Consider the following 19,046-nt stretch of genomic DNA (forward strand, 5'->3'; position numbering starts at 1 on the left):
ATCAGGCCGAGATGATCTTGGTGTATTCGTCGAGCGCCGGACCGTAGTTCTTGGCGTACCAGTCCATGTCGAGTGCGATCTGCTTCTTCATGTTCTCGGGGTCGACCGGGTTGATGCGCTTCTTGTCGGCGGGGATCAGCGCGTCGGCGGCCGGGTTGGCCGGGCCCTGTCCGAGCTTGTCGAACATGACGAGCTGCTTTGCCGGATCCTGCGCGCTGGCGATGAACTTCATCGCCGCCTCCTTGCCGCCGGGGTTGCCCTTCAGTACGGCCAGCGCGCCGGGCGAGATCAGGCCCTGGTCCCAGATGAACTTGATCTTGCCGCCCGAGTCCTGCTCGATCAGCGAGGCGCGTGTCGACCAGACGATGGCCATCGAGGCTTCGCCGTTGAGCAGCACGCTCTGGCTCTCGGCGCCGCCGCCCCAATAGGCGACGACGTTCTCCTTGAAGGCGGCGATCTTGTCATGCGCGCGCTTCAAGTCGAGCGGGTAGAGCGAAGCCGGCGCGATGCCGTCGGCCAGCAGTGCGGCTTCCCAGCTCGATACGCCCCATTTGTAGAGCGAGCGCTTGCCGGGGAATTTCTTGACGTCGAAGAAATCGGCCATGCCGGTCGGCGCGTTGCTGCCGTATTTCTCGGAATCGTAGGCGATGACATAGGAGAAGAAATAGGTCGAGGCGGCGTATTCCCAGCCAAAACCCTCGCGCATCTTCTTCTTGTCGACGATGGCATAGTCGATCGGCTCGAGAGCGCCCTGGGCGCCGAGCGTGATGGCCGAGAACGGGTCGACGTCGACGAGGTCCCAGGTCGGCGCGCCGCTCTTGAACTGCGCGGCGATGGCGCCTTCGGTCGGGCCCGAGCCGTCCATCTTGACGGTGATGCCGGTTTCCTTGGTGAAGGCCTGGCCATAGGCGGCGTCATAGGCGGTGATGGCGTCGCCGCCCCAGTTCACCAGCACGAGTTCCTTGGCCTGCGCAAAGGCGCCGGTCGAGCGCAGCAGCATCGGCGTGCCGGCCAGCACCAGCGCGGCCAGTTGCGTGAACTGCCGGCGCGAGATCTCGCCGCGTGTTGCCCTGGCGGAGAGGGATTCGATAGCATTTCTCTTGGAGTCGTTCATGTCAGTTCCCCTTTTTTCGTTGGTCGTTGCAGTAGTTGGTGCGAATCCCGGAATCATCACTCGAGGCTTCGCCACCTTGTCGTCATCCTCCATCCGGAAGGAGGAAACCTTTTTCGGCCGGCCAGGTCAGCCAGACGGAATTGCCCTTGCTGAGTGCGGCGGCTGCAACCTCGTTCGGCACCGAGACCGTCACTCGTGAGCCTTGGCGCGTGGTGAGGTCGAGCTTGGTCGCAGCGCCCAGATAGGTGGAGGCTATTGCCGTGGCGGCAATGCCGTTCTCGCCCACCGCCGCCTCGCGCGCGATCGACATGTGCTCCGGCCGGATCGCCAGGATGGCGTTGCCGCCGACGGTGCCCGGATTGCCGCGCAGGCTGACAGCGCGGTCTTCGCAGAGCCCGACAGTGCCATTTTCGGCGCTGCGTACGCCCTTCAGCGGCAGCATGTTGATCTCGCCGAGGAACTCGGCGACGAAGCGGTTGGCCGGCCGGTCGTAGACCTCGTCGGGCGCGCCGACCTGCAGCAGTTTGCCGTGGTCGAAGATGGCGACACGCGACGACAGCGCCAGCGCCTCGCTCTGGTCGTGGGTGACGAAGACGAAGGTGGTGCCGGTCTCCTGGTGCAGCCGCTTCATCTCGGCCTGCATCTGGCCGCGCAGGCTCTTGTCCAGCGCCGAAAACGGCTCGTCGAGCAGAAGCACGCCCGGTTCGAACACCAGCGCGCGGGCGAGCGCCACGCGCTGCTGCTGGCCGCCGGAAAGCTGCGCCGGCAGTTTCGTCTCGTGGCCCTTCAGCCCGACGCGCTCGATCATCTCGCCGACACGGCGCTTGATCTCGGCGGCCGATTTCTTGCGCACCTTGAGCGGGAAGGCGATGTTGGCCTCGACCGACATATGCGGGAACAGCGCGTAGCCCTGGAACACCATGCCGGCGGCGCGCTGCTCGGCCGGCCGCTCGGTGATGTCGACGCCGTCGCTGTAGAGGCGGCCGTCGCTCGGCTTTACGAAGCCGGCCAGGATCATCAGGAAGGTGGTCTTGCCAGAGCCGGAGGGCCCGAGCAGCGTCAAAAACTCGCCGCGGCCGATATCGAGCGTCAGATTGTCCAGCGCCCGGAACGAGCCGAAGCTCTTGCCGATCCCGATTGCCTTGATCTCTGCGGCCCGGCCGGGTTGCTGCATCCTGCCTTTATCCTCACTCCGATTGAAATCGTAGGGCAGGGCGCGGCCTCACCGCAACCGAATAGTTTTCGCCTGATCGGCAAATTTGATTCATCTATCGTGGGTTTAGAGTCGGTTCTCCGACAGCTTCGACCTCAGCCATCCCCCAAATGCCTCCAGCACCGGATGGCTCGCCTTCGCGTGCTCCGAAACCAAAAAATACGAGCGCGGCGATTTGATCGCGATGTCGAAGGGGCGCACCAGCCGGCCTTCGCTGAGTGCCCGGCGGCTGGTCAATTCGTCGCCCATGGCGATGCCCTGGCCGGCGATCGCGGCCGAGAAGACCAGGTTCATGTCGGAGAAGAAGATGCCGCCCTCGGTGTCGGGGTTCTCGACCTTGGACAGCGCCAGCCAGCGCGCCCAGTCCTCGGTATCGCCGAGATGCAGCAGATTGGCGCGCAGCACGTCGGCGGGCTTGGAGAAGCCGCCGACCTTGTTGAGCAGCGTCGGGCTGCACAGCGGCGTGAACGAGATCTCGCATAACAGTTCGGCCGCCCGGTTCGGCCAGTTGCCGACGCCGAAGGCGATGAAGGCGTCGGCGTCCGGATTGCTGACATCGTCAAGACGCCGCGGCGTCAGTATGTGCAACGCCACATCCGGATACATCTGCCGGAACTCACCGATATGGGTGCATAAGAACAGCGAGGCGAAGCCCGGCGTGCAGGAGACGCTGAACGAACCGCCGACGCCGGTGCCGGCATGGCGCGTCACCGCATCGCCCAGCACGGTGAGTGCCTTGCGCACGTCGCTGGCATAGCGCTGGCCGCGCGGCGTCAGCGCCACGCCCTTGCCGATGCGCTCCAAAAGGTCGAAGCCGAGGTCTCGCTCGAGCAGCCGCAACTGGTGGCTGACGGCGCTGCGGGTCAGGTGCAATTCGTCGGCGGCGCGCCACACGCTGCCATGGCGGGCAAAACTGTCGAGGGCGCGCAGCGCTTGGGTGGAGGGTATTCTCAAGAAGCCTCAGGTGAACCGAATTTGCATGAGCCGGGAAAACATATCACTTTTTGGAAAGCCGCTTCACTGCTTTCTTTGACGGATGGAGAAACCGGTGACGACCTCGGCGCAAGCGACCGCGCTTGCCTGCATCGACGGCATCCAGCCGCTGCTGTCGGTGTGGACGCGCACCATCTTCGACTTCGGCGAGACCGCCTGGCGCGAGTACCAATCGGCCGCCTGGTATGTCGATCGGCTGAGGCGCGAGGGCTTTTCGGTCGAGGCAGGCTCGGGCGGCATGCCGACCGCCTTTTGCGCCCATTGGACGAACGGTGCTGGGCCCACCATCGGCATGTATGCCGAATATGACGCCGTGCCCGGCAATTGCCAGGACGCGGCGGCGGTGCAGCGTCCGCGCCCGGGCCTCGGCCGCGAGGCCGGCGGCCACACCGATCCGCATTCGGGGCTGGGCATTGCCAGCCTCGGCGGGTTGCTGGCCACCAAGGCGGCGATGCAGCAGCACGACATTCCGGGCACGCTGCGCTTCACCGGCGAGCCGGCGGAAAAGGTGAGGGGATCGAAGCCGATCCATGCGGCGAAAGGCTATTATGACGGTCTCGCCGGCATGATCTCCTTCCACCCCTTCTACATGCTGCCGCTCTGCAACACGGCGCGCTGGGACACGCATTGTGGCGCCGCCTACGCGATGATCTACCGTTTCATCTGCGACCAGCCGGAGCGCTGGGCGAGGCCGGCCGGCGGCGCTGCGCCCATCCCGCAGTCGCATTCCGCGATCAGGGCGCCCGGCGCCAACGACGCGCTGATGATGATGTACATGGCCTCGAAGGCGCTGCGCGATTCCATGCTGCCGCACCAGGGCGGCTGGTCGATCAGCGAAGCGATCCTGACCGCCGGGCAGGCGACCGCCGACAATCTGCCGGCGGGGTTGGCCGAGATCCAGTACATGATCCGCGTCCCGACGATCGAGATGGCCGAGCAGGTCACCGCCGTGCTCGACCGCAATGCCGAAGCTGCCGCCACGATGAGCGGCTGCCGTTACGAGCGGCATTTTGTGTCGAAGTCACGGCCGGGGCTCGCCAACCACGCCATGGCTGGCATTGCCTATGAGGCGCTGTCGGCGGTCGGTCCGCCGCGCTGGGACGAGGACGCCAAGACGGTCGCGCGCGAGATCCAGGTCAATGCCGGCCGCATGGCGAGCGACGAGCCGTTCATCGACGAGCTGGAGCGGCTGATCGAGCCGCAGGCGGCGGAAGCCATCCTGCGACGCGACCTGCCGCCCTCGCAGGTGAACTCGACCTCCGATGATTACACCGACATGAGCTGGCATGCGCCGACGGCGCGTTTCTATGTCGCCCGGCCGGCGCTGCGCTCCGAAACCGGCTATCCCTATCCGTCCTGGGTGATGAATGCGCTGGGCGGCATTCCCGCCACCATCGACCCGATGGTCATCTGTGCGGCGAAGACCATCGCACTATCGGCCCTTCGCCTGCTCGAAGACAAGGCCGCCCGCGACGCGGCGATGGACGAATTCGTCGCCCGCACCGGCGGCGGCATCGGCGGTGCGAACTGGCTCGCGCCGCTCTGCGACTACGAACCGCCGATCAACTTCCGCTGGCCGGAATATGTCACCACCCCGCGCGGCCGTGACTGGTGGATACCGAGCAGCCCACCCAATCAAACCGCATGATCAACGCACGAGGAGAACCCCATGACCGTCCATGACCGCATCGTCGCCGAACCGTTCTCGCTGCAGCGCCGCAACCCGGCCGGCGGCACCAAGCCGCTGACTGCCTGGGGCTTCGCCAACGAGACCGACGTCCTGACCGACGTGCTGCTCGGCTCGCCGAATTTCCTGCGCCATCTCTCGACCAGCTCGCTGTCGCGCAAGCATCTCCGCGAGGCGCCCTGCAACGTCCAGATCGCGCAGGCGCAGCACAAGGATCTGGTCGCCGCCTATGAGCATTTCGGCGTCAACATCCACTGGCACGAGCCGACGCCGGAACTGCCGATGCAGGTCTATTCGCGCGATTCCAGCGTCATGACGCCTTACGGCGCCTTCATCACCGCCATGGCCAACTGGTGGCGGCGCGGCGAGAACTATGCCGCGATCCGCACCTATGAAAAGCTCGGCATCCCGATCTACGACATGGTCACCGCCGGCACCTTCGAGGGCGGCGACTTCAACGTCATCGAGGAGGGCGTCGTGCTGATCGGCTGCGGCGGCACCCGCACGCAGGAAGAGGGCGCCCGCCAGGTGCAGGCCTGGTTCGACAAGGAAGGCTGGGAAACCCGCATCGCCTTTATCGACGAATACTACGTCCATATCGACCTGATGGTGGTGCCGATCGCCGAGAAGCTGACGGCGGTCTGCCTCGCCTGCACCGAGCCCGGCATCGTCGACTGGCTGAAGGGCAAGGGTCACGAGATCATCGACGTGCCCTTCCAGGACACGATGGCGCTCGGCTGCAACTTCATGTCGCTCGGCAAGAACAGGGTGATCGCGCCGACCTCCAGCCAGACCCTGATCGGCCAACTCAGGGCGCGCGGCTTCGAGGTGGCGGCGATCGACATGAGCGAGATCTCCAAGACCGGCGGCGGCATCCACTGCATGGCGCAGGCGCTGAAGCGCGAGCCGGCCTGACGGGCGGCCCGCCATAACTTGCGCGGCGGCTAACATAAGAGCACACTAAAAAATCAGGGAGGGGCGCTCACCAGCAAAAAACGGGAGGAAACCATGACGGGCATGAGCCTCACCACGCTTGAACGCGGCAAGACGACAATCGATACCACGGCCCTTGAAGCACTTTCGGCACAGATACGCGGCACGGTGCTGCGGGAAGGCGACGCCGCCTACGATGACGCACGCAGCATCTGGAATGCGATGGTCGACCGGCGGCCAGGCCTGATCGTCTGTTGCGTCGGCGCCTCCGACGTCGTCGCTGCCGTGAATTTCGCCAGGGAAAACGGACTTCTCGTCTCCGTGCGCGGCGGCGGCCACAACATCGCCGGCAGCGCCGTCTGCGATGGCGGGCTGATGATCGATCTGTCTCTGATGAAGTCGGTGCGGGTCGATGTCGCGGCGCGGCGGGCCTGGGTCGGACCCGGCGCCACGCTTGCCGATGTCGACCGGGAAACACAGGCCTTCGGACTGGCGGTGCCGACCGGCATCAACTCGACCACCGGCATTGCGGGCCTGACGCTGGGCGGCGGCTTCGGCTGGATCACCCGCAAATTCGGGCTGACCATCGACAATCTCGTCTCCGCCGACGTGGTCACCGCCGACGGCAAGCTGCTGCGCGCCAGTCACAGCGAAAATCCTGACCTGTTCTGGGCGCTGCGCGGTGGCGGCGGCAATTTCGGCGTCGTCACGGCGTTCGAGTTCCAGCTCCACCAGTTCGGGCCGCAAGTGCTGTCGGGGCTTGTCGTCCATCCGTTCGCCGATGCCGACAAGGTTCTGCGCGAATATCGCAAGGCGCTCGAAACCGCGCCCGACGAACTGACCTGCTGGGTGGTCATGCGGCAGGCGCCGCCGCTGCCCTTCCTGCCGGAGGAATGGCACGGCAAGGAAGTGCTGGTGCTGGCCATGTGCTATTGCGGCGACATCCAGGCCGGCGAAAAGGCGACGCAGACGCTTCGCGCCATCGGCACGCCGATCGCCGACGTCGTCGGCCCCAATCCGTTCACCGGCTGGCAGCAGGCCTTCGACCCGCTGCTTACGCCCGGCGCCCGCAATTACTGGAAGAGCCATGACTTCACCGAGCTTTCCGACAGCGCGATCGAGGTCACAACGGCGGCCATATCCCGGCTTCCGGGTCCCGAATGCGAAATATTCTTCGGCCATGTCGGCGGAGCGGCGGGTCGCGTCAGGGCAGATGAAACGGCGTTCCCGCAGCGCAGCTCGCATTTCGTCATGAACGTTCACGCCCGCTGGCGCGAACCGGCAATGGACAAGGCCTGCATCGACTGGGCCCGCGGTATCTATGAAGCAGCAAGGCCCTATGCCGCCGGCACGGCCTATGTGAACTTCATGCCGGAGGACGAGATCGACCGGGTCGAAGCGGCCTATGGCGGCAACTATCGCCGGCTGCTGGAGATCAAGCAGCGCTACGACCCGCAGAACCTGTTCCGCATGAACCAGAACCTGCGTCCGAAGGAAGGTCTGCGCGCCGCCTGAGGCCAGGCATCCGTCCGCGGACGGCGCGAGCAGCCGCGCCGTCCCGCCAACGCGATTGCATGGTGGCGTGGCGGTGCGGCAGCCGTCAGCCAATCATCGCCGGCGTGTCGTCGTAGCTCAACGTCACCAGTTCCGGATGACGGTGGGCAAGCGCGAGGATCTGTGTCTCCAACTCGCAATTGTAGATCATCAGCGCCTTCACCGTTTCGAGCGGGCTGTCGTAGCGGGCGATCAGCCTTTCCGCCTCTGCGTGAAGCTCCGCCTCGGCGTCGGGGTCGAGATGCAGGATGCTCATTGCCGCCGCCTCGGCGCTGAGAGCGCGTCGAGGCGCTGCTGCAAATGTCCGTTGAGCACAATCATTTCCTTCAGGGCCTTCACCGCATCGCCCTTGTAGTGCGCAATGAAATTTTCGGCGGTTGCCTGCAATGCCGCCTCCTGGCGGCTGTCCAATGTCACGATCTGGTCCATGTCAAACACCTCCTTGAACCCGGTATTCACAGTGAACAAAAAGAGAACAAAAATGTCAAGGTCGAATTGACTTTGTCAGGAATAAGTTCCTATTTTTAGCAATGCCTGATACAGACGGAAGACGAAAGCGCGGCAATGCCTGGACGCTCGGCAAATCGCACGAGAGAGGCGATCTCATCCTCATCCGCTGCGGTCACTGCAACATCAAGCGCTGGTACGAGCCGTCCGATCTGATCAGGCTGTTCGGCGATGTCGACATCGACCTGATCGACGGCCACATGCTTTGCGAAAAATGCCGCAACAAGCAATTCGTTCGTGCCGAAGCCCGGCACCTCACCGCGCGGGAGCGCGTCGGCATCCGCGTGCGGCGGCTGGCCGAGATAAGGGTGGTGCGGCGTGTGGTGTGGAAGGATGAGGAATGAGGAGGGCGGACAACGCCCCCGTTTCCCTCGTCAATAACATCGCCCGCGCCGCTCGGGTTGGCGTGGTCGGGGCCTCGGCGATTACCGCGGCTGATAATCATCGAACCAGAATGATGAGTGGCGTCGCGAGATAGTTCCCACCGACGGCAAGGGAAAATGCGACGTCATGACGATGCGGCCATTGTCCGAGCAAGCCTCCAAGAATGCCCACCGCGTCCGACGTGCCTGATCAGGGTCCGTGTCGTACCGAAAGTTCCAGTCGGGGTAAATGCACTGCATCGGCCAATGCATGAGATCGCCGGAAAACACTGCCCCTACGCCCTGAGATCTCAGGCCGATGGCTACGTGCCCCGGGGTGTGGCCCGGCGTCGGCTCCAGCCACACTTCGCCGTCGAGTTCATGGTCCATATCGACAAACACAGCCCGACCAGCCTCGACGATTGGCAGCACATTGTCCTCATAGGTCCGTTCGTCGGCATCGCCGGATGCCGCCTGTGCGGCCTCGAACTCGCGCCGCGCCATGATGTAGCGGGCGTTCGGGAATGTGGGTACCCAACGCCCGTCCACCAATCGTGTGTTCCAGCCGCAATGGTCGATATGAAGATGGGTGCACAGCACATAGTCGATCTGCTCGGGAGCAACACCTGCATTCGCCAGGCGCTCCAAAAAGGTGCCGTCATTGCGGCGATGCCAATGCGGGAAGTATGCGCACGTCTTGTCGTTGCCGACGCAACCGTCGACCAGAATGGTGTGGTGCTCGGTACGAACCAGAAAACTCTGGATGGGAAGAATAAGCCGGCCTGTTGCCGGCGATATCAATCGGGGCGCGAGCCAATGAAGGTGCGGCTCGAGTGCTTTGTCGGTGCAGTCGGGGAACCATTCCGACGGCGTCCCCAGAGGGTCGCACATCTCCAGAATTCTGGTTACCCAGATATTCCCGATTCTCCAGGCATCCATCGGTGCGATCCTTCTTCGATCAAGGAACGGATCGATAGTATAACATTTGCGGCCATCTGGCGTCAGACATCGCGCTGGATGCGGTGCACCCACCGAAGCTCTAGGATGCCTTTTCATCCCCCCGGTGCTGCATCAGCGTCCGAGCGGCATCCGCTCCTGCCGCAAGGATACAATCCGACAATTCCGTCCCCTCCACGGCGCGGGCCAACTGAAGGGCGCCAATGAGGGTGGCAAAGATGCCGAACGCAACGCTCTCCGGATCAGGGGTTTGCGGCGGCAAATCCGCCGAGACCTGGCGCACCAGGGTCAGCAAACGCTCGGTATAGAGCTGACGCGTTTCGCCTGGCTCACGCGCGATTTCCGGCAGCAACGCGGCAGAGGCGCAGCCCTTGCCGGGATTGTCCCGGTGCGCCGCCGACAGATACGCGTCTATCGCCATCGCCAGACCGCCGGAGGCCAATGCTTCCCGTATCTGGTCTGATTGATCCTCCAGAGCCGCCGCCACCGTTTCACGGACAAGCGCCGCCTTGGACGGAAAGTGGGGATAGAAGGCCCCGTTCGTCATCCCGGCGTCGCTCATGATTTTTGCGAGCCCGGACGCCGCGATGCCATCGCATCGAAAACGCTCAGTGGCGACCTCCATGATCCGCCCGCGTGACGCGTCCTTTCGACCCTTTTCGTAGCGCATGGTCTCACCTTCCAGATTTGCTATTGCATTATGATCATAATCTGATATTATAACCATAATCCAATCAACAGAAATAAGCTAGAGCCCGTGAGCTTGGAGCATCGAAAATGAATGCGAATTCTGGAAAAACCGCGATCGTGACCGGAGCCTCATCGGGCATCGGCCGCGCCAGCGCCGAGGCCTTGGCGCGAGCGGGGTTCACCGTCTTCGGGACAAGCCGCCGCAAGGCCAGCATCGGCCCGGATGGCGTGACCATGCTGGTGTGCGACGTGACTGATGATGGCTCCATCAATGCGCTTGTCTCGGCCGTGCTCTTGCGGACCGGCCGGATCGACCTGCTGGTCAACAACGCCGGTGTAGGCATGCTTGGAGGCGCCGAGGAATCCTCGGTCGCCCAGGTACAGGCCCTGTTCGACGTAAATCTGTTCGGCGTCATCCGCATGACCAATGCGGTGTTGCCGTCGATGCGGCGGCGCGGCCAAGGGCGCATCATCAACATCGGCTCGATTCTGGGATTGGTACCCGCGCCATACTCAGCTCATTACTCGGCGGCCAAGCACGCGCTCGAAGGTTATTCGGAATCGCTCGATCACGAGGTTCGTGCCTTCAACGTCCGCGTCTCCGTCATCGAGCCGGCATTCGTCCGTACCGTCTTCGACCAGAACGGCATCGAGCCGGATTCCGTGTTGAAGGAATACGATCGGGCTCGCGCTGGGGTCGACGCGTTGCTTCGCGATGTGATGCCCAAAGCCGATCGGCCGGAAGTGGTGGCGGAAGTGGTCGTCAAGGCGGCGACCGATGCCCGTCCGCGACGCCGCTATACCGCCGGCAAGGCAGCACGGCAGGTCAGCATGCTGCGCCGCTTCGCCCCCGCAGAGATATTCGACAAGAGCTTGCGCAAGCAGTTCCGCTTGCCGGTCTGAACAACAAGAAGGATTCCACGCACATGCGACGCGCAACCACAACACAATTGGTCACGCCCTACAGGACGGAAGTGCCAGGCATGACACATTCATTCAATCGGCCGCCCCGTCCACGGGCATTGTTCCAGGACGCGCCAACGCACACTGTCGATGTCGGCGGCACGGCATTTGTTTACCGGGAACTCGGGCCCAGGACGGGCGTGCCGGTGATCCTGCTCAACCATCTCGGCGCTCAGCTGGACAACTTTGATCCACGCATCGTCGACGGCCTCGCTGCGACCCGGCGGGTGATTGCCTTCGACAATCGCGGCATCGGTGCGTCGGGTGGCAAAACGCCGTCGACCATCTCCGAGATGGCGCGCGATGCGGTCGCCTTTGTCCGGGCGCTGGAGTTCGAGGAAGTCGATCTCTTCGGCTTTTCGCTCGGCGGCTTCGTGGCGCAGGAGATTGTGCTGACGGAGCCCAAGCTTGTGCGCAAACTCATCCTTGCCGGCACGGGGCCGGCCGGTGGCGAAGGCATCGACAAGGTGACGCCGCTGACGATTGTGGACATGATCAGGGGCTGGCTGACTTTTCGGGATCCGAAATACTATCTCTTCTTCACAACGACGCCGAATGGCCGCCGCGCCGCGAACGCATTTCTGGAGCGGCTGAAAGAGCGCCAGAATAACCGGGATAAGGCGATCTCGCTGAGCGCGTTCGGTGCGCAACTCAAGGCGATCAAGGCCTATGGACTGCAGGCGCCGCAAGACCTTAGCGCCATCCGCATTCCCACTTTGGTTGCGAATGGGGATCAGGACAAGATGGTGCCGAGCAGCAATACCCACGATCTCGCCCGGCGCATCCCCGGGGCGCAGCTGGTGATCTATGCGGATGCCGGGCATGGCGGGGTCTTCCAGTATCACGCCGATTTCGTCCCCAAAGCCCTGTCTTTCCTCGAGGCCTGACGCCTTTCCCACCGGGCGGCTTTTCAGCTGAGAACGCTGGGCTTCGTGCCTGTACATCAAAAGACATTTTTAGAAAGTAACTGCCATGAAGGCATTCGTTGTTGATAAGTATAACAAGAAGGGCATTCTGCGGTTGGCCGACATGCCGGCGCCGGAGATTCAAGACCACGATATCCTGGTCGAGGTCCATGCTGCAGCGGTGAACCTGCTGGACTCCAAGATCAGAACCGGCGAATTCAAACTCATCCTACCCTATCGCCGCCCCTTCATCCTGGGCCACGATGTGGCCGGGATGGTGGTCCGGGTCGGATCAAAAGTCCGCAAATTCAAGCCCGGTGACGAGGTCTATGCGCGGCCGCGCGATAGCCGGGTCGGGACATTCGCCGAATTCATCGCCATCAATGAAGCCGACGTGGCCTTGAAGCCCAAGAACCTCAGCATGGAAGAAGCGGCCTCGATTCCCCTGGTCGGGCTGACTGCCTGGCAGGTTCTGGTCGACAAAGCCAATCTGAAGAAGGGCCAGAAAGTCTTCATCCAGGCCGGCTCTGGTGGCGTGGGGACATTCGCCATCCAGTTGGCAAAGCACCTCGGTGCGACCGTTGCGACAACCGCAGGCGCGGCAAGCGTCGATCTGGTCAAAGGTCTCGGCGCCGATGTCGTCGTCGACTACAGGAAAGATGACTTCGAGAAAATTCTGTCGGGCTACGACGTCGTCTTGAACAGTCAAGACGCCAAAACGCTTGAGAAATCCCTGAGTGTGCTGAAATCCGGCGGGAAGCTCATCTCCATCTCCGGTCCCCCTGATCCGGAATTTGCCAGGAAGCAGGGACTGAACGGAGCGCTGAGGCTATTGCTGCGCCTCCTCAGCCGCGGCATTCGGACCAAAGCCAAACGTCGCGGCGTGCAGTTTTCGTTCCTTTTCATGTGGGCGCAGGGCGATCAGCTGAGCAAGATCACGTCCCTGATCGAAGCCGGAACGATCCGCCCGATTGTGGATCGGGTCTTTCCATTTGAGGCGACCAATGAGGCTCTGTCTTACGTGGAGACAGGACGTGCCAAGGGCAAGGTCGTCATCAAGATCAGGTAGCGAGCCTACCTGCTCGATTTCGCTTCTGGTTGGCCCTAGAACAGCGAACCTTGCGCCGGTGGCTGCGCCGGAAACTTGATCTGCGTGGCCGGCTTCTCGACGATCACCAGCGCATCGTCGGGCGCCGTGCGCTGGAGCTTTCGCGCTTCGGACCACGGCGCGCTGAGCCAAATCTCCGTCGCCTCCGGCGTGGTCAGGACTACCGGCATCGCCTTCTCGTGGATCGGCGCGATCAGCGCGTTCGGCTTGGTGGTCAGGAAGCCGTAGAGCTCGTGCTCGCCCGGTCCCTCCTTGACCTTGCGCACGCCCTGCCAGGGCGTCCACAGGCCGGCGAAGAAGAACAGCGGGCGCTCTTCGCTCAGCGCGAACCAGTAGTTCTTCTGGACGCCTGTCTCCGGGTCTTTTTGACCGGGCGTCGGGCTCGGTTCGGCAAAGCTGGTCACCGGCACGACGCAGCGGTTCTCGACGCCGAGAAAGGGTTGCCAGTGGCCATATTGCGGGTTGCGGATATTGGTGGTGCCGGAATCGGCATTGCCGCGCATGCGCTCCGGCGGCGTCGGCATGCCCCAGCGCAGATTGGCAAGCTCGCGCGATCCGTCGGCCGCGTTGCGCACCACCGGCGCAAACTGGTTGGGATAGATGTCGATCGAGGGCTCGAGGTTGCCGGCTATGTCGCGTAGTGCGCGGGTCCACTGGCGGATGGCCTCTTGCGAGGTGGTGATATTGTAGAGGTTGCACATTTCAGCAGAATTGCGGAATTGGCCCGGCTTCGCAACCAGGCTCCGCGACTTGCTCGATGGCGCCGCCTCAGCAGAACTCGACTTCGATGTGCCGCTCGGTCTGCGCGACGATGCGGCAGCGCGTCTCGAAGGCATCCGAGCGGATGACCAGGTTGAACGTCTCCGGCACGCCGATTGAACTGATCACGTCCAGCCCCGCGGCGTCGTCGGCCAAGGTCTTTACCGTGCAGTCGATGGACGACATCCGGTTGTTGAACAGGATGCGGCCGGCCTTCAGCACCCGCCGGCACGGTCCCTTGGCCAAATCGTCCTGCGCGCGAAAGGCGATGCATCTGTTGCGCCCGGCTGCCTTGGCTTCATAGAGCGCGATGTCGGCATTGGCCAGCAACTGGTCGATGTCCTGGGTTCGCGCATCCAGCGGCGCCATGCCGAAGCTGGCGGTGACGGGGATTTTCGATGCGCCGTGCCTGATGTCGGCCTGGCCGATGGCCCCGCGCAGTTTTTCCGCCACCTCGGCCATGCCCTTGCGGTCGGTATGCGGCAGCAGAAGCGCGAATTCCTCCCCGCCCAGGCGGCCAAACAGGTCGCTGCCGCGAAGATGCTGCCGGCAAGCCTTCGCCATGGCGGCCAAGACCTTGTCGCCGGCGGCATGGCCGTAGCGGTCGTTGATCGTCTTGAAGTGGTCGAGATCGAGGGTGATGCATGCCAGCTCGTGCTTGTGGCGCCGGGCCAGTCCCATCGCGTGTGCCGCCTGTTCCTTGAACGCGCGGCGCGACAGCGTGCCCGTCAGGCCGTCTACGGCGGCAAGCTGGCGCAGTTCGAGCGTGTCCATGGCCAGCTGCGACAGATCGCAAAGGATCGCCGTTTCCCGGGCATTGAACTGGCGCGGCTCGTAGCCGATGGCGCACACCGTTCCGATGACGTGGCCGTCGCCGGTGCGCAGCGGAACGCCGGCATAGAAACGGATATGCGGATTGCCGGTGACAAGCGGGTTTTGTGCGAAGCGCTGATCCTGCCGCGCGTCGGGGACGACCAACGGCGTCAGCTCCTGCAAGGTGTATTTGCAGAACGTCTCGTCGCGGCCGACCTCGCGGTTTTCAAGACCTTCATAGGCCTTGTACCACTGCCTGTGCCCGTCGATCATCGAAACGATGGCGATCGGCAGGTCGAAGATGTTGCGGATCAGCCGGGTGATGCGGTCGAAGGCCTCCTCGCGAGGCGTGTCCATGACGTCGAAGCGCTCGAGCGCGCCGAGCCGTCCGGCCTCGATGCTGTCTTCGTCCATTGCCAAGGGCGGCGCGTCGACAAGGTTTCGATGCATTGGCGTCTGCCTCGCACGTCATCGCCCCCGGCGCGAACATGCGAAACGTTGCTGAACATTCGGTAAAGGAGGCTGTCGAAGCCGCTGCATGCCGCGCAGACCGTCTTGGAATGGCTTGGCTGGTTGTCGGCCGGCGTTTACGGGAGACCCGCACGGGCGAGGTCGGTGGCCCGGCTGCCGGGGGGGATGTATGGGTTGGCCGCCGGGCCTGACCGGCTTCTGCGACCTCGCCGGCTGACATGAACATGCGCTGAAGCTAATATAAGGGCAATATCGACCAATGGCCCTGGTAGCCTAGGACCAATGCCCACGGGCGTGGTCACGAGCAGGGATTTAAGGTAAACTTTGCCGCCTTGAAATCGTGCCGCGTCCTCCGATTTGCCTTGGAGATGCCAAATGCGCGTGTCCTTGCTTTTCATTCCACTACTGCTTGCACACATCCCGATTGTATCGCATGCCGCCGCCATTCACGATGCCGCCATGAACGGCGATGTCGCGGCGATCACGGCGGCGCTCGACGCAGGCGCCGGCATAGACGAAAGTGATGGAACCGCAACGCCGCTCTATTTTGCGGTCTGGATGGGCCACATCGAAGCGGCAAAACTGCTCATAGAACGTGGTGCGGACGTCAACGCCCAGACAACTGGGGGGCCCCCGCTGATGGCGGCTGTGGGGACAGGCAAGATCGGTCTGTTAAAGCTGTTGCTGGAGCGGGGTGCAGATCCAAATTCCGACCGTGGCGGCGAATTCGCCCTTCATGTCGCCGTCACTCTCGATTGTTTCGACTGCGTGAAGGCACTGGTCGAGGCCGGCGCGGACGTGAATGCGAAGACAATGGACGGCAAGACACCGCTCCATCTGGCAAAAAGCAGGGGGCAACGCGACGTTGCCGACTATCTCTTGTCGCACGGCGTCGTCTTGCCAACACCAGCCCCGATCTCAATGAAGTTGGCTTCTGCCGATGTCGAGAAAGGCCGAACCTACTTCACCCGCCGGTGTACTAGTTGCCACAACGCCGAGCCACAGGGAGGGAGCAAAATAGGGCCCAACTTGTGGAGCGTCGTCGGCCGCGACAAGGCATCCATGGCAAAAATGCGTTACTCCGACGCTTTGCTCGGCTGGGAAGGCGTGTGGACGTACGAGGACCTGAACAGATATCTCTTCGGGCCCATGCTCACCACGCCGGGCGTTAAGATGGAGACGCCTGGTGTCCCGGACGAGACCGAACGGGTCAACCTGATCGCGTACTTGCGCACGCTCAGTGACAAGCCGATCCCGCTGCCCTGAACCGATGAACTCTTGGCGCAAACTACTGCTACGGGCCTGCGTCTTATACCGAAAACGATCATCGACTGGTCGTCGTTTGTGAGCACACGCCCTAGAGAAATTCCAGGAAAAGTGCGTAGCGGTTTTCCGTCCGGAATTGCGTCAAAACAATGAGATAGAGCGGTTCTGCGTTTCCGTGAAACTGCGAACCGCTCTAGTCCTGTTTCGACGCGCCGGCATTGAACTTGCGCCGGGCGTTTTCCAGATGCTCGCGCATGGCCCGTCCCGCGGCTTCCGGGTCGTGCCGCTCGATCGCCTCGAACACCGCCTGGTGGCCGGCAAAACTCCTGCGGTTCTCGACCTCGGTGTTGGCCATGTGGATGCGCTGGTTGATCAGCCATTCGACCAGCGCCTCATGCGCGGCGAGGAAGATCGGATTGCCGGGGATCTCGGTCAGCACGCGGTGGAAGGCGACGTCGGTGACGGCGAAGGCGCGGGCGCGGGGGATGGCGCGTTCGTTGTCGGCAAGGGCCGCCGCAAGTGCCGCGATCTGCGTGGATGTCGCCACCTCGGCGGCATGGCGCGCGATCGAGACTTCGAGGAACAGGCGCAACTGCTCGAAATGGCCGATGCCGTCGGGCTGATCCATCAACAGATGCGCCGTCCCGGTCAGCTGCTCCAGCATGCTGCGCGGCGTCGGCCGCGTCACCTTCGGCCGCTCGCCGCTGTTGATGCGCACCAGTCCCATCTTCTCCAGCGCAAACAGCGCCTCGCGCACCGAGGGGCGGCCGACGTCGAACATCGTCATCAGCTCGCGCTCCGACGGCAGCGAGCCGCCGACCGGATAGACCTCGTCGCGGATCATCTCCTCCAGGCGCAGGCGAACCTCGTCCGACAATTTTTTTCGTACCGGCATATTGTGCATGGTCTACCTTTTAAGCTATTATACCAGTAGCCGCAAGGGAGGACTTGCGGAACCAAGGATTGGAGAAGGCCGCCGCTGGCTGGTGGCGTGGCGGCCGGCGCGACAGGCGAGGCCTGACGCGGGAGCGGGCCCGGAGCAGGGGCATGGCCCCCGATTTCGGCCGCCGGAAAACAACGGGAGGAGAATTCCATGAGACGATTGTTGATGAGCCTTGTGCCGGCGCTGGCCATGATGTTTGCCGCAGGCTTCGCCAAGGCGGATGGCGGCACGTTCCGCTCCGCCATGCGCACCGGCTGCATCGAGATGGGCACGTTGCACACCACCTGCGGCCACAGGCTCGACGAGACGGTGCTGCAGGGCCTCGTCCACATCAAATGGACCGGCGACGACGTGCAGCCGATGCTGGCCGAAAGCTGGAAGTCGCCGGATGGCGGCAAGACCTACATCTTCAACCTGCGCCACGGCGTCAAATGGCATGACGGCACGCCCTTCACCGCCAAGGACGTGGTGTTCAGCCTCAACCTCTACGCCAATCCCAAGGTCGGCTCGCCCTGGTCGCAGAAGCTTGGCGCGGTGGCCGGATACAAGGCGTTTCAGGATGGCTCCGCCTCCTCGCTTGCCGGGGTGAAAGCACTTGACGACATGACTGTCCAGGTCGAGCTCGACAGCGCCAAGCCGCTCTGGGTCCAGTTGCAGCTTATCGCCATCAGCATCTTTCCCGAACACATTCTGGGCAAGGTCGCGCCGCAGGACATCAAGGGCAATGCCTTCTGGGTCAACCGCGTCGGCACCGGCCCGTTCGTCTGGAAGAAATACGAGAGCGACCAGTATGTCGAGGTCGACCGCAATCCCGACTATTTCCTCGGTGCGCCCAAGCTCGACCGCATCATCTACCAGATCTACAAGGACGTGCCGCCGATCATCGCCGCGCTGGAGACGAAGGAGGTCGACGCCATGTCCTATGAGGGCGGCGGCGTGCCGATCTCCGAACTCGCCCGGCTGCAGAAGCTCGACTATCTGACGGTGCTGCCGAAATTCTCCGCCGGCCTGCCGACCTATCTGCAGTTCAACCTCGCCGACAAGCGCTTCGCCGATGTCAGGGTGCGCCAGGCGATGCTCTACGCCATCGACCGCAAGGCGATCATCGACACCGTCAAGCAGGGTGCCGGCGAATTGTCGAACACGCTGTTCCCGCAGGACTGGGCGCGCGCCAAAGACCTCGAGCCCTATGACTACAATCCCGACAAGGCCAAGCAATTGCTTGCCGACGCGGGCTGGGACGGCAGCCAGCCGGTCGATTTCATCTACTACTATTCCGACCAGATGAACGTCGACACCGTCACCGCCATCCAGAGCTATCTGGCCGCCGTCGGCGTCAACATCCAGCCGCGCCTACTCGATCCGGCGGCCATCAACCAGGTCTATGCCGACGGCACCTTCCAGATGGGCTTCTTCGCCAACGGCATGGGGCTCGATCCCTCGCTCGGCTCGCCGCTGGTCGTCTGCGGCGCCAAGCCGCTGGGCTTCGGCTACTGCAATCAGAAGCTCGACGAATTGTTCAACAAGGGTCTGGAGTCGGCGGATCGTGAGGTGCGCGCCGAGGCCTACCAGGAAGCCTCGCGCATCCTCAACAAGGAATTGCCCAAGGCCTGGCTGTGGAACGAGGTGCGGCCGCTCGCCTTCAACAACCGCATCGTCGGCCTTGCCCAGCACTTCAAGGAGCAGCCGCTCGTGATCTTCAACCACGCCGTCTACAACGAAGTCGAGAAGTGGGAAGTGGCCGAGTAGCGCCACCGAGCATGCTCGACTGCCATGGGGCTCCGGCCCAGCGGAGCCCCATGATTCCC

At 63.3% G+C, this 19,046-nt stretch carries 19 protein-coding genes; 9 read left to right on the forward strand and 10 right to left on the reverse strand.

Annotated features, from left to right (window positions below; all coding sequences use genetic code 11):
* Position 1 precedes the first annotated feature (1 nt).
* The 3 genes from ACSQ3Z_RS25140 to ACSQ3Z_RS25150 all read right to left on the reverse strand — a co-directional run bounded on the left by ACSQ3Z_RS25140 (position 2) and on the right by ACSQ3Z_RS25150 (position 3,281).
* Positions 2–1,114: an ABC transporter substrate-binding protein gene (locus tag ACSQ3Z_RS25140; RefSeq protein ID WP_436174011.1), complete on the reverse strand. Its 1,113-nt coding sequence runs from the start codon at positions 1,112–1,114 to the stop codon at positions 2–4.
* Between the two features lie 82 nt (positions 1,115–1,196).
* Entirely contained in the window at positions 1,197–2,288 is a 1,092-nt protein-coding gene (locus ACSQ3Z_RS25145) for an ABC transporter ATP-binding protein (protein ID WP_436174012.1), read from the reverse strand.
* A gap of 105 nt (positions 2,289–2,393) precedes the next feature.
* Positions 2,394–3,281: a LysR substrate-binding domain-containing protein gene (locus tag ACSQ3Z_RS25150; RefSeq protein ID WP_436174013.1), complete on the reverse strand. Its 888-nt coding sequence runs from the start codon at positions 3,279–3,281 to the stop codon at positions 2,394–2,396.
* An 82-nt stretch (positions 3,282–3,363) separates the two neighbouring features.
* Between ACSQ3Z_RS25150 and ACSQ3Z_RS25155 the strand changes: the two genes are divergently transcribed.
* From ACSQ3Z_RS25155 to ACSQ3Z_RS25165, 3 genes are all read left to right on the forward strand, one after another.
* Complete coding sequence (locus ACSQ3Z_RS25155) at positions 3,364–4,968, forward strand: amidohydrolase (protein WP_436174014.1); 1,605 nt, start codon at positions 3,364–3,366, stop codon at positions 4,966–4,968.
* Between the two features lie 21 nt (positions 4,969–4,989).
* The gene (locus tag ACSQ3Z_RS25160) at positions 4,990–5,922 is read left to right on the forward strand and encodes a dimethylarginine dimethylaminohydrolase family protein (RefSeq protein ID WP_436174015.1); all 933 of its coding nucleotides are present in this window, start codon (positions 4,990–4,992) and stop codon (positions 5,920–5,922) included.
* Positions 5,923–6,015: 93 nt separating this feature from the next.
* Positions 6,016–7,455, forward strand: coding sequence for an FAD-binding oxidoreductase (locus ACSQ3Z_RS25165; RefSeq protein WP_436174016.1), 1,440 nt, complete (start codon positions 6,016–6,018; stop codon positions 7,453–7,455).
* Positions 7,456–7,540: 85 nt separating this feature from the next.
* Here ACSQ3Z_RS25165 and ACSQ3Z_RS25170 read toward each other — a convergent pair whose 3' ends face one another.
* Both ACSQ3Z_RS25170 and ACSQ3Z_RS25175 read right to left on the reverse strand, forming a co-directional pair.
* Positions 7,541–7,750, reverse strand: a complete 210-nt coding sequence (locus ACSQ3Z_RS25170; protein WP_436174017.1) for a hypothetical protein — start codon at positions 7,748–7,750, stop codon at positions 7,541–7,543.
* Positions 7,747–7,923, reverse strand: a complete 177-nt coding sequence (locus ACSQ3Z_RS25175; RefSeq protein WP_436174018.1) for a hypothetical protein — start codon at positions 7,921–7,923, stop codon at positions 7,747–7,749. Before ACSQ3Z_RS25175 ends, ACSQ3Z_RS25170 begins: the two co-directional genes overlap by 4 nt.
* A 101-nt stretch (positions 7,924–8,024) precedes the next feature.
* Here ACSQ3Z_RS25175 and ACSQ3Z_RS25180 point away from each other — a divergent pair, with 101 nt between their 5' ends.
* Complete coding sequence (locus ACSQ3Z_RS25180; protein WP_436174019.1) at positions 8,025–8,345, forward strand: hypothetical protein; 321 nt, start codon at positions 8,025–8,027, stop codon at positions 8,343–8,345.
* A gap of 81 nt (positions 8,346–8,426) precedes the next feature.
* Here ACSQ3Z_RS25180 and ACSQ3Z_RS25185 read toward each other — a convergent pair whose 3' ends face one another.
* Complete coding sequence (locus ACSQ3Z_RS25185) at positions 8,427–9,302, reverse strand: MBL fold metallo-hydrolase (protein WP_436174020.1); 876 nt, start codon at positions 9,300–9,302, stop codon at positions 8,427–8,429.
* Positions 9,303–9,402: 100 nt separating this feature from the next.
* The gene (locus ACSQ3Z_RS25190; RefSeq protein WP_436174021.1) at positions 9,403–9,990 is read right to left on the reverse strand and encodes a TetR/AcrR family transcriptional regulator; all 588 of its coding nucleotides are present in this window, start codon (positions 9,988–9,990) and stop codon (positions 9,403–9,405) included.
* A gap of 107 nt (positions 9,991–10,097) precedes the next feature.
* On the opposite strand from ACSQ3Z_RS25190, the gene ACSQ3Z_RS25195 reads away from it, so the two are divergent.
* From ACSQ3Z_RS25195 to ACSQ3Z_RS25205, 3 genes are all read left to right on the forward strand, one after another.
* A complete protein-coding gene (locus ACSQ3Z_RS25195) occupies positions 10,098–10,913 on the forward strand; it encodes an oxidoreductase (RefSeq protein WP_436174022.1) in 816 nt (271 codons plus the stop codon).
* 80 nt (positions 10,914–10,993) lie between these two features.
* Positions 10,994–11,860, forward strand: a complete 867-nt coding sequence (locus tag ACSQ3Z_RS25200) for an alpha/beta fold hydrolase (RefSeq protein WP_436174023.1) — start codon at positions 10,994–10,996, stop codon at positions 11,858–11,860.
* An 85-nt stretch (positions 11,861–11,945) separates the two neighbouring features.
* On the forward strand, positions 11,946–12,947 hold the full coding sequence (locus tag ACSQ3Z_RS25205; protein ID WP_436174024.1) for an NADP-dependent oxidoreductase: 1,002 nt from the start codon (positions 11,946–11,948) through the stop codon (positions 12,945–12,947).
* Positions 12,948–12,982: 35 nt separating this feature from the next.
* Here ACSQ3Z_RS25205 and ACSQ3Z_RS25210 read toward each other — a convergent pair whose 3' ends face one another.
* Both ACSQ3Z_RS25210 and ACSQ3Z_RS25215 read right to left on the reverse strand, forming a co-directional pair.
* Positions 12,983–13,687 (reverse strand): SOS response-associated peptidase, encoded by a 705-nt coding sequence (locus ACSQ3Z_RS25210; RefSeq protein ID WP_436174025.1) that lies wholly within the window; start codon positions 13,685–13,687, stop codon positions 12,983–12,985.
* 67 nt (positions 13,688–13,754) lie between these two features.
* On the reverse strand, positions 13,755–15,008 hold the full coding sequence (locus tag ACSQ3Z_RS25215; RefSeq protein ID WP_436174026.1) for a GGDEF domain-containing protein: 1,254 nt from the start codon (positions 15,006–15,008) through the stop codon (positions 13,755–13,757).
* 396 nt (positions 15,009–15,404) lie between these two features.
* Here ACSQ3Z_RS25215 and ACSQ3Z_RS25220 point away from each other — a divergent pair, with 396 nt between their 5' ends.
* The gene (locus tag ACSQ3Z_RS25220; RefSeq protein WP_436174027.1) at positions 15,405–16,295 is read left to right on the forward strand and encodes an ankyrin repeat domain-containing protein; all 891 of its coding nucleotides are present in this window, start codon (positions 15,405–15,407) and stop codon (positions 16,293–16,295) included.
* A gap of 193 nt (positions 16,296–16,488) precedes the next feature.
* Here ACSQ3Z_RS25220 and nanR read toward each other — a convergent pair whose 3' ends face one another.
* Positions 16,489–17,199, reverse strand: coding sequence for a transcriptional regulator NanR (nanR, locus tag ACSQ3Z_RS25225; RefSeq protein ID WP_436174028.1), 711 nt, complete (start codon positions 17,197–17,199; stop codon positions 16,489–16,491).
* A 189-nt stretch (positions 17,200–17,388) separates the two neighbouring features.
* Between nanR and ACSQ3Z_RS25230 the strand changes: the two genes are divergently transcribed.
* Positions 17,389–18,987, forward strand: a complete 1,599-nt coding sequence (locus tag ACSQ3Z_RS25230; RefSeq protein ID WP_436174029.1) for an ABC transporter substrate-binding protein — start codon at positions 17,389–17,391, stop codon at positions 18,985–18,987.
* Positions 18,988–19,046: the final 59 nt, after the last annotated feature.

Source organism: Mesorhizobium sp. LjNodule214 (assembly GCF_964252735.1).
Lineage (GTDB): Bacteria > Pseudomonadota > Alphaproteobacteria > Rhizobiales > Rhizobiaceae > Mesorhizobium.

Excerpts from the sequence above, each read along its gene's own strand:
- ACSQ3Z_RS25140 (WP_436174011.1), bottom strand. The coding sequence starts at position 1,114 with ATGAACGACTCCAAGAGAAATGCTATCGAATCCCTCTCCGCCAGGGCA.
- ACSQ3Z_RS25145 (WP_436174012.1), bottom strand. The coding sequence starts at position 2,288 with ATGCAGCAACCCGGCCGGGCCGCAGAGATCAAGGCAATCGGGATCGGC.
- ACSQ3Z_RS25155 (WP_436174014.1), top strand. The coding sequence starts at position 3,364 with ATGGAGAAACCGGTGACGACCTCGGCGCAAGCGACCGCGCTTGCCTGC.
- ACSQ3Z_RS25160 (WP_436174015.1), top strand. The coding sequence starts at position 4,990 with ATGACCGTCCATGACCGCATCGTCGCCGAACCGTTCTCGCTGCAGCGC.
- ACSQ3Z_RS25165 (WP_436174016.1), top strand. The coding sequence starts at position 6,016 with ATGACGGGCATGAGCCTCACCACGCTTGAACGCGGCAAGACGACAATC.
- ACSQ3Z_RS25170 (WP_436174017.1), bottom strand. The coding sequence starts at position 7,750 with ATGAGCATCCTGCATCTCGACCCCGACGCCGAGGCGGAGCTTCACGCA.
- ACSQ3Z_RS25175 (WP_436174018.1), bottom strand. The coding sequence starts at position 7,923 with ATGGACCAGATCGTGACATTGGACAGCCGCCAGGAGGCGGCATTGCAG.
- ACSQ3Z_RS25180 (WP_436174019.1), top strand. The coding sequence starts at position 8,025 with ATGCCTGATACAGACGGAAGACGAAAGCGCGGCAATGCCTGGACGCTC.
- ACSQ3Z_RS25185 (WP_436174020.1), bottom strand. The coding sequence starts at position 9,302 with ATGGATGCCTGGAGAATCGGGAATATCTGGGTAACCAGAATTCTGGAG.
- ACSQ3Z_RS25190 (WP_436174021.1), bottom strand. The coding sequence starts at position 9,990 with ATGCGCTACGAAAAGGGTCGAAAGGACGCGTCACGCGGGCGGATCATG.
- ACSQ3Z_RS25195 (WP_436174022.1), top strand. The coding sequence starts at position 10,098 with ATGAATGCGAATTCTGGAAAAACCGCGATCGTGACCGGAGCCTCATCG.
- ACSQ3Z_RS25200 (WP_436174023.1), top strand. The coding sequence starts at position 10,994 with ATGACACATTCATTCAATCGGCCGCCCCGTCCACGGGCATTGTTCCAG.
- ACSQ3Z_RS25205 (WP_436174024.1), top strand. The coding sequence starts at position 11,946 with ATGAAGGCATTCGTTGTTGATAAGTATAACAAGAAGGGCATTCTGCGG.
- ACSQ3Z_RS25210 (WP_436174025.1), bottom strand. The coding sequence starts at position 13,687 with ATGTGCAACCTCTACAATATCACCACCTCGCAAGAGGCCATCCGCCAG.
- ACSQ3Z_RS25215 (WP_436174026.1), bottom strand. The coding sequence starts at position 15,008 with ATGCATCGAAACCTTGTCGACGCGCCGCCCTTGGCAATGGACGAAGAC.
- ACSQ3Z_RS25220 (WP_436174027.1), top strand. The coding sequence starts at position 15,405 with ATGCGCGTGTCCTTGCTTTTCATTCCACTACTGCTTGCACACATCCCG.
- nanR (WP_436174028.1), bottom strand. The coding sequence starts at position 17,199 with ATGCACAATATGCCGGTACGAAAAAAATTGTCGGACGAGGTTCGCCTG.
- ACSQ3Z_RS25230 (WP_436174029.1), top strand. The coding sequence starts at position 17,389 with ATGAGACGATTGTTGATGAGCCTTGTGCCGGCGCTGGCCATGATGTTT.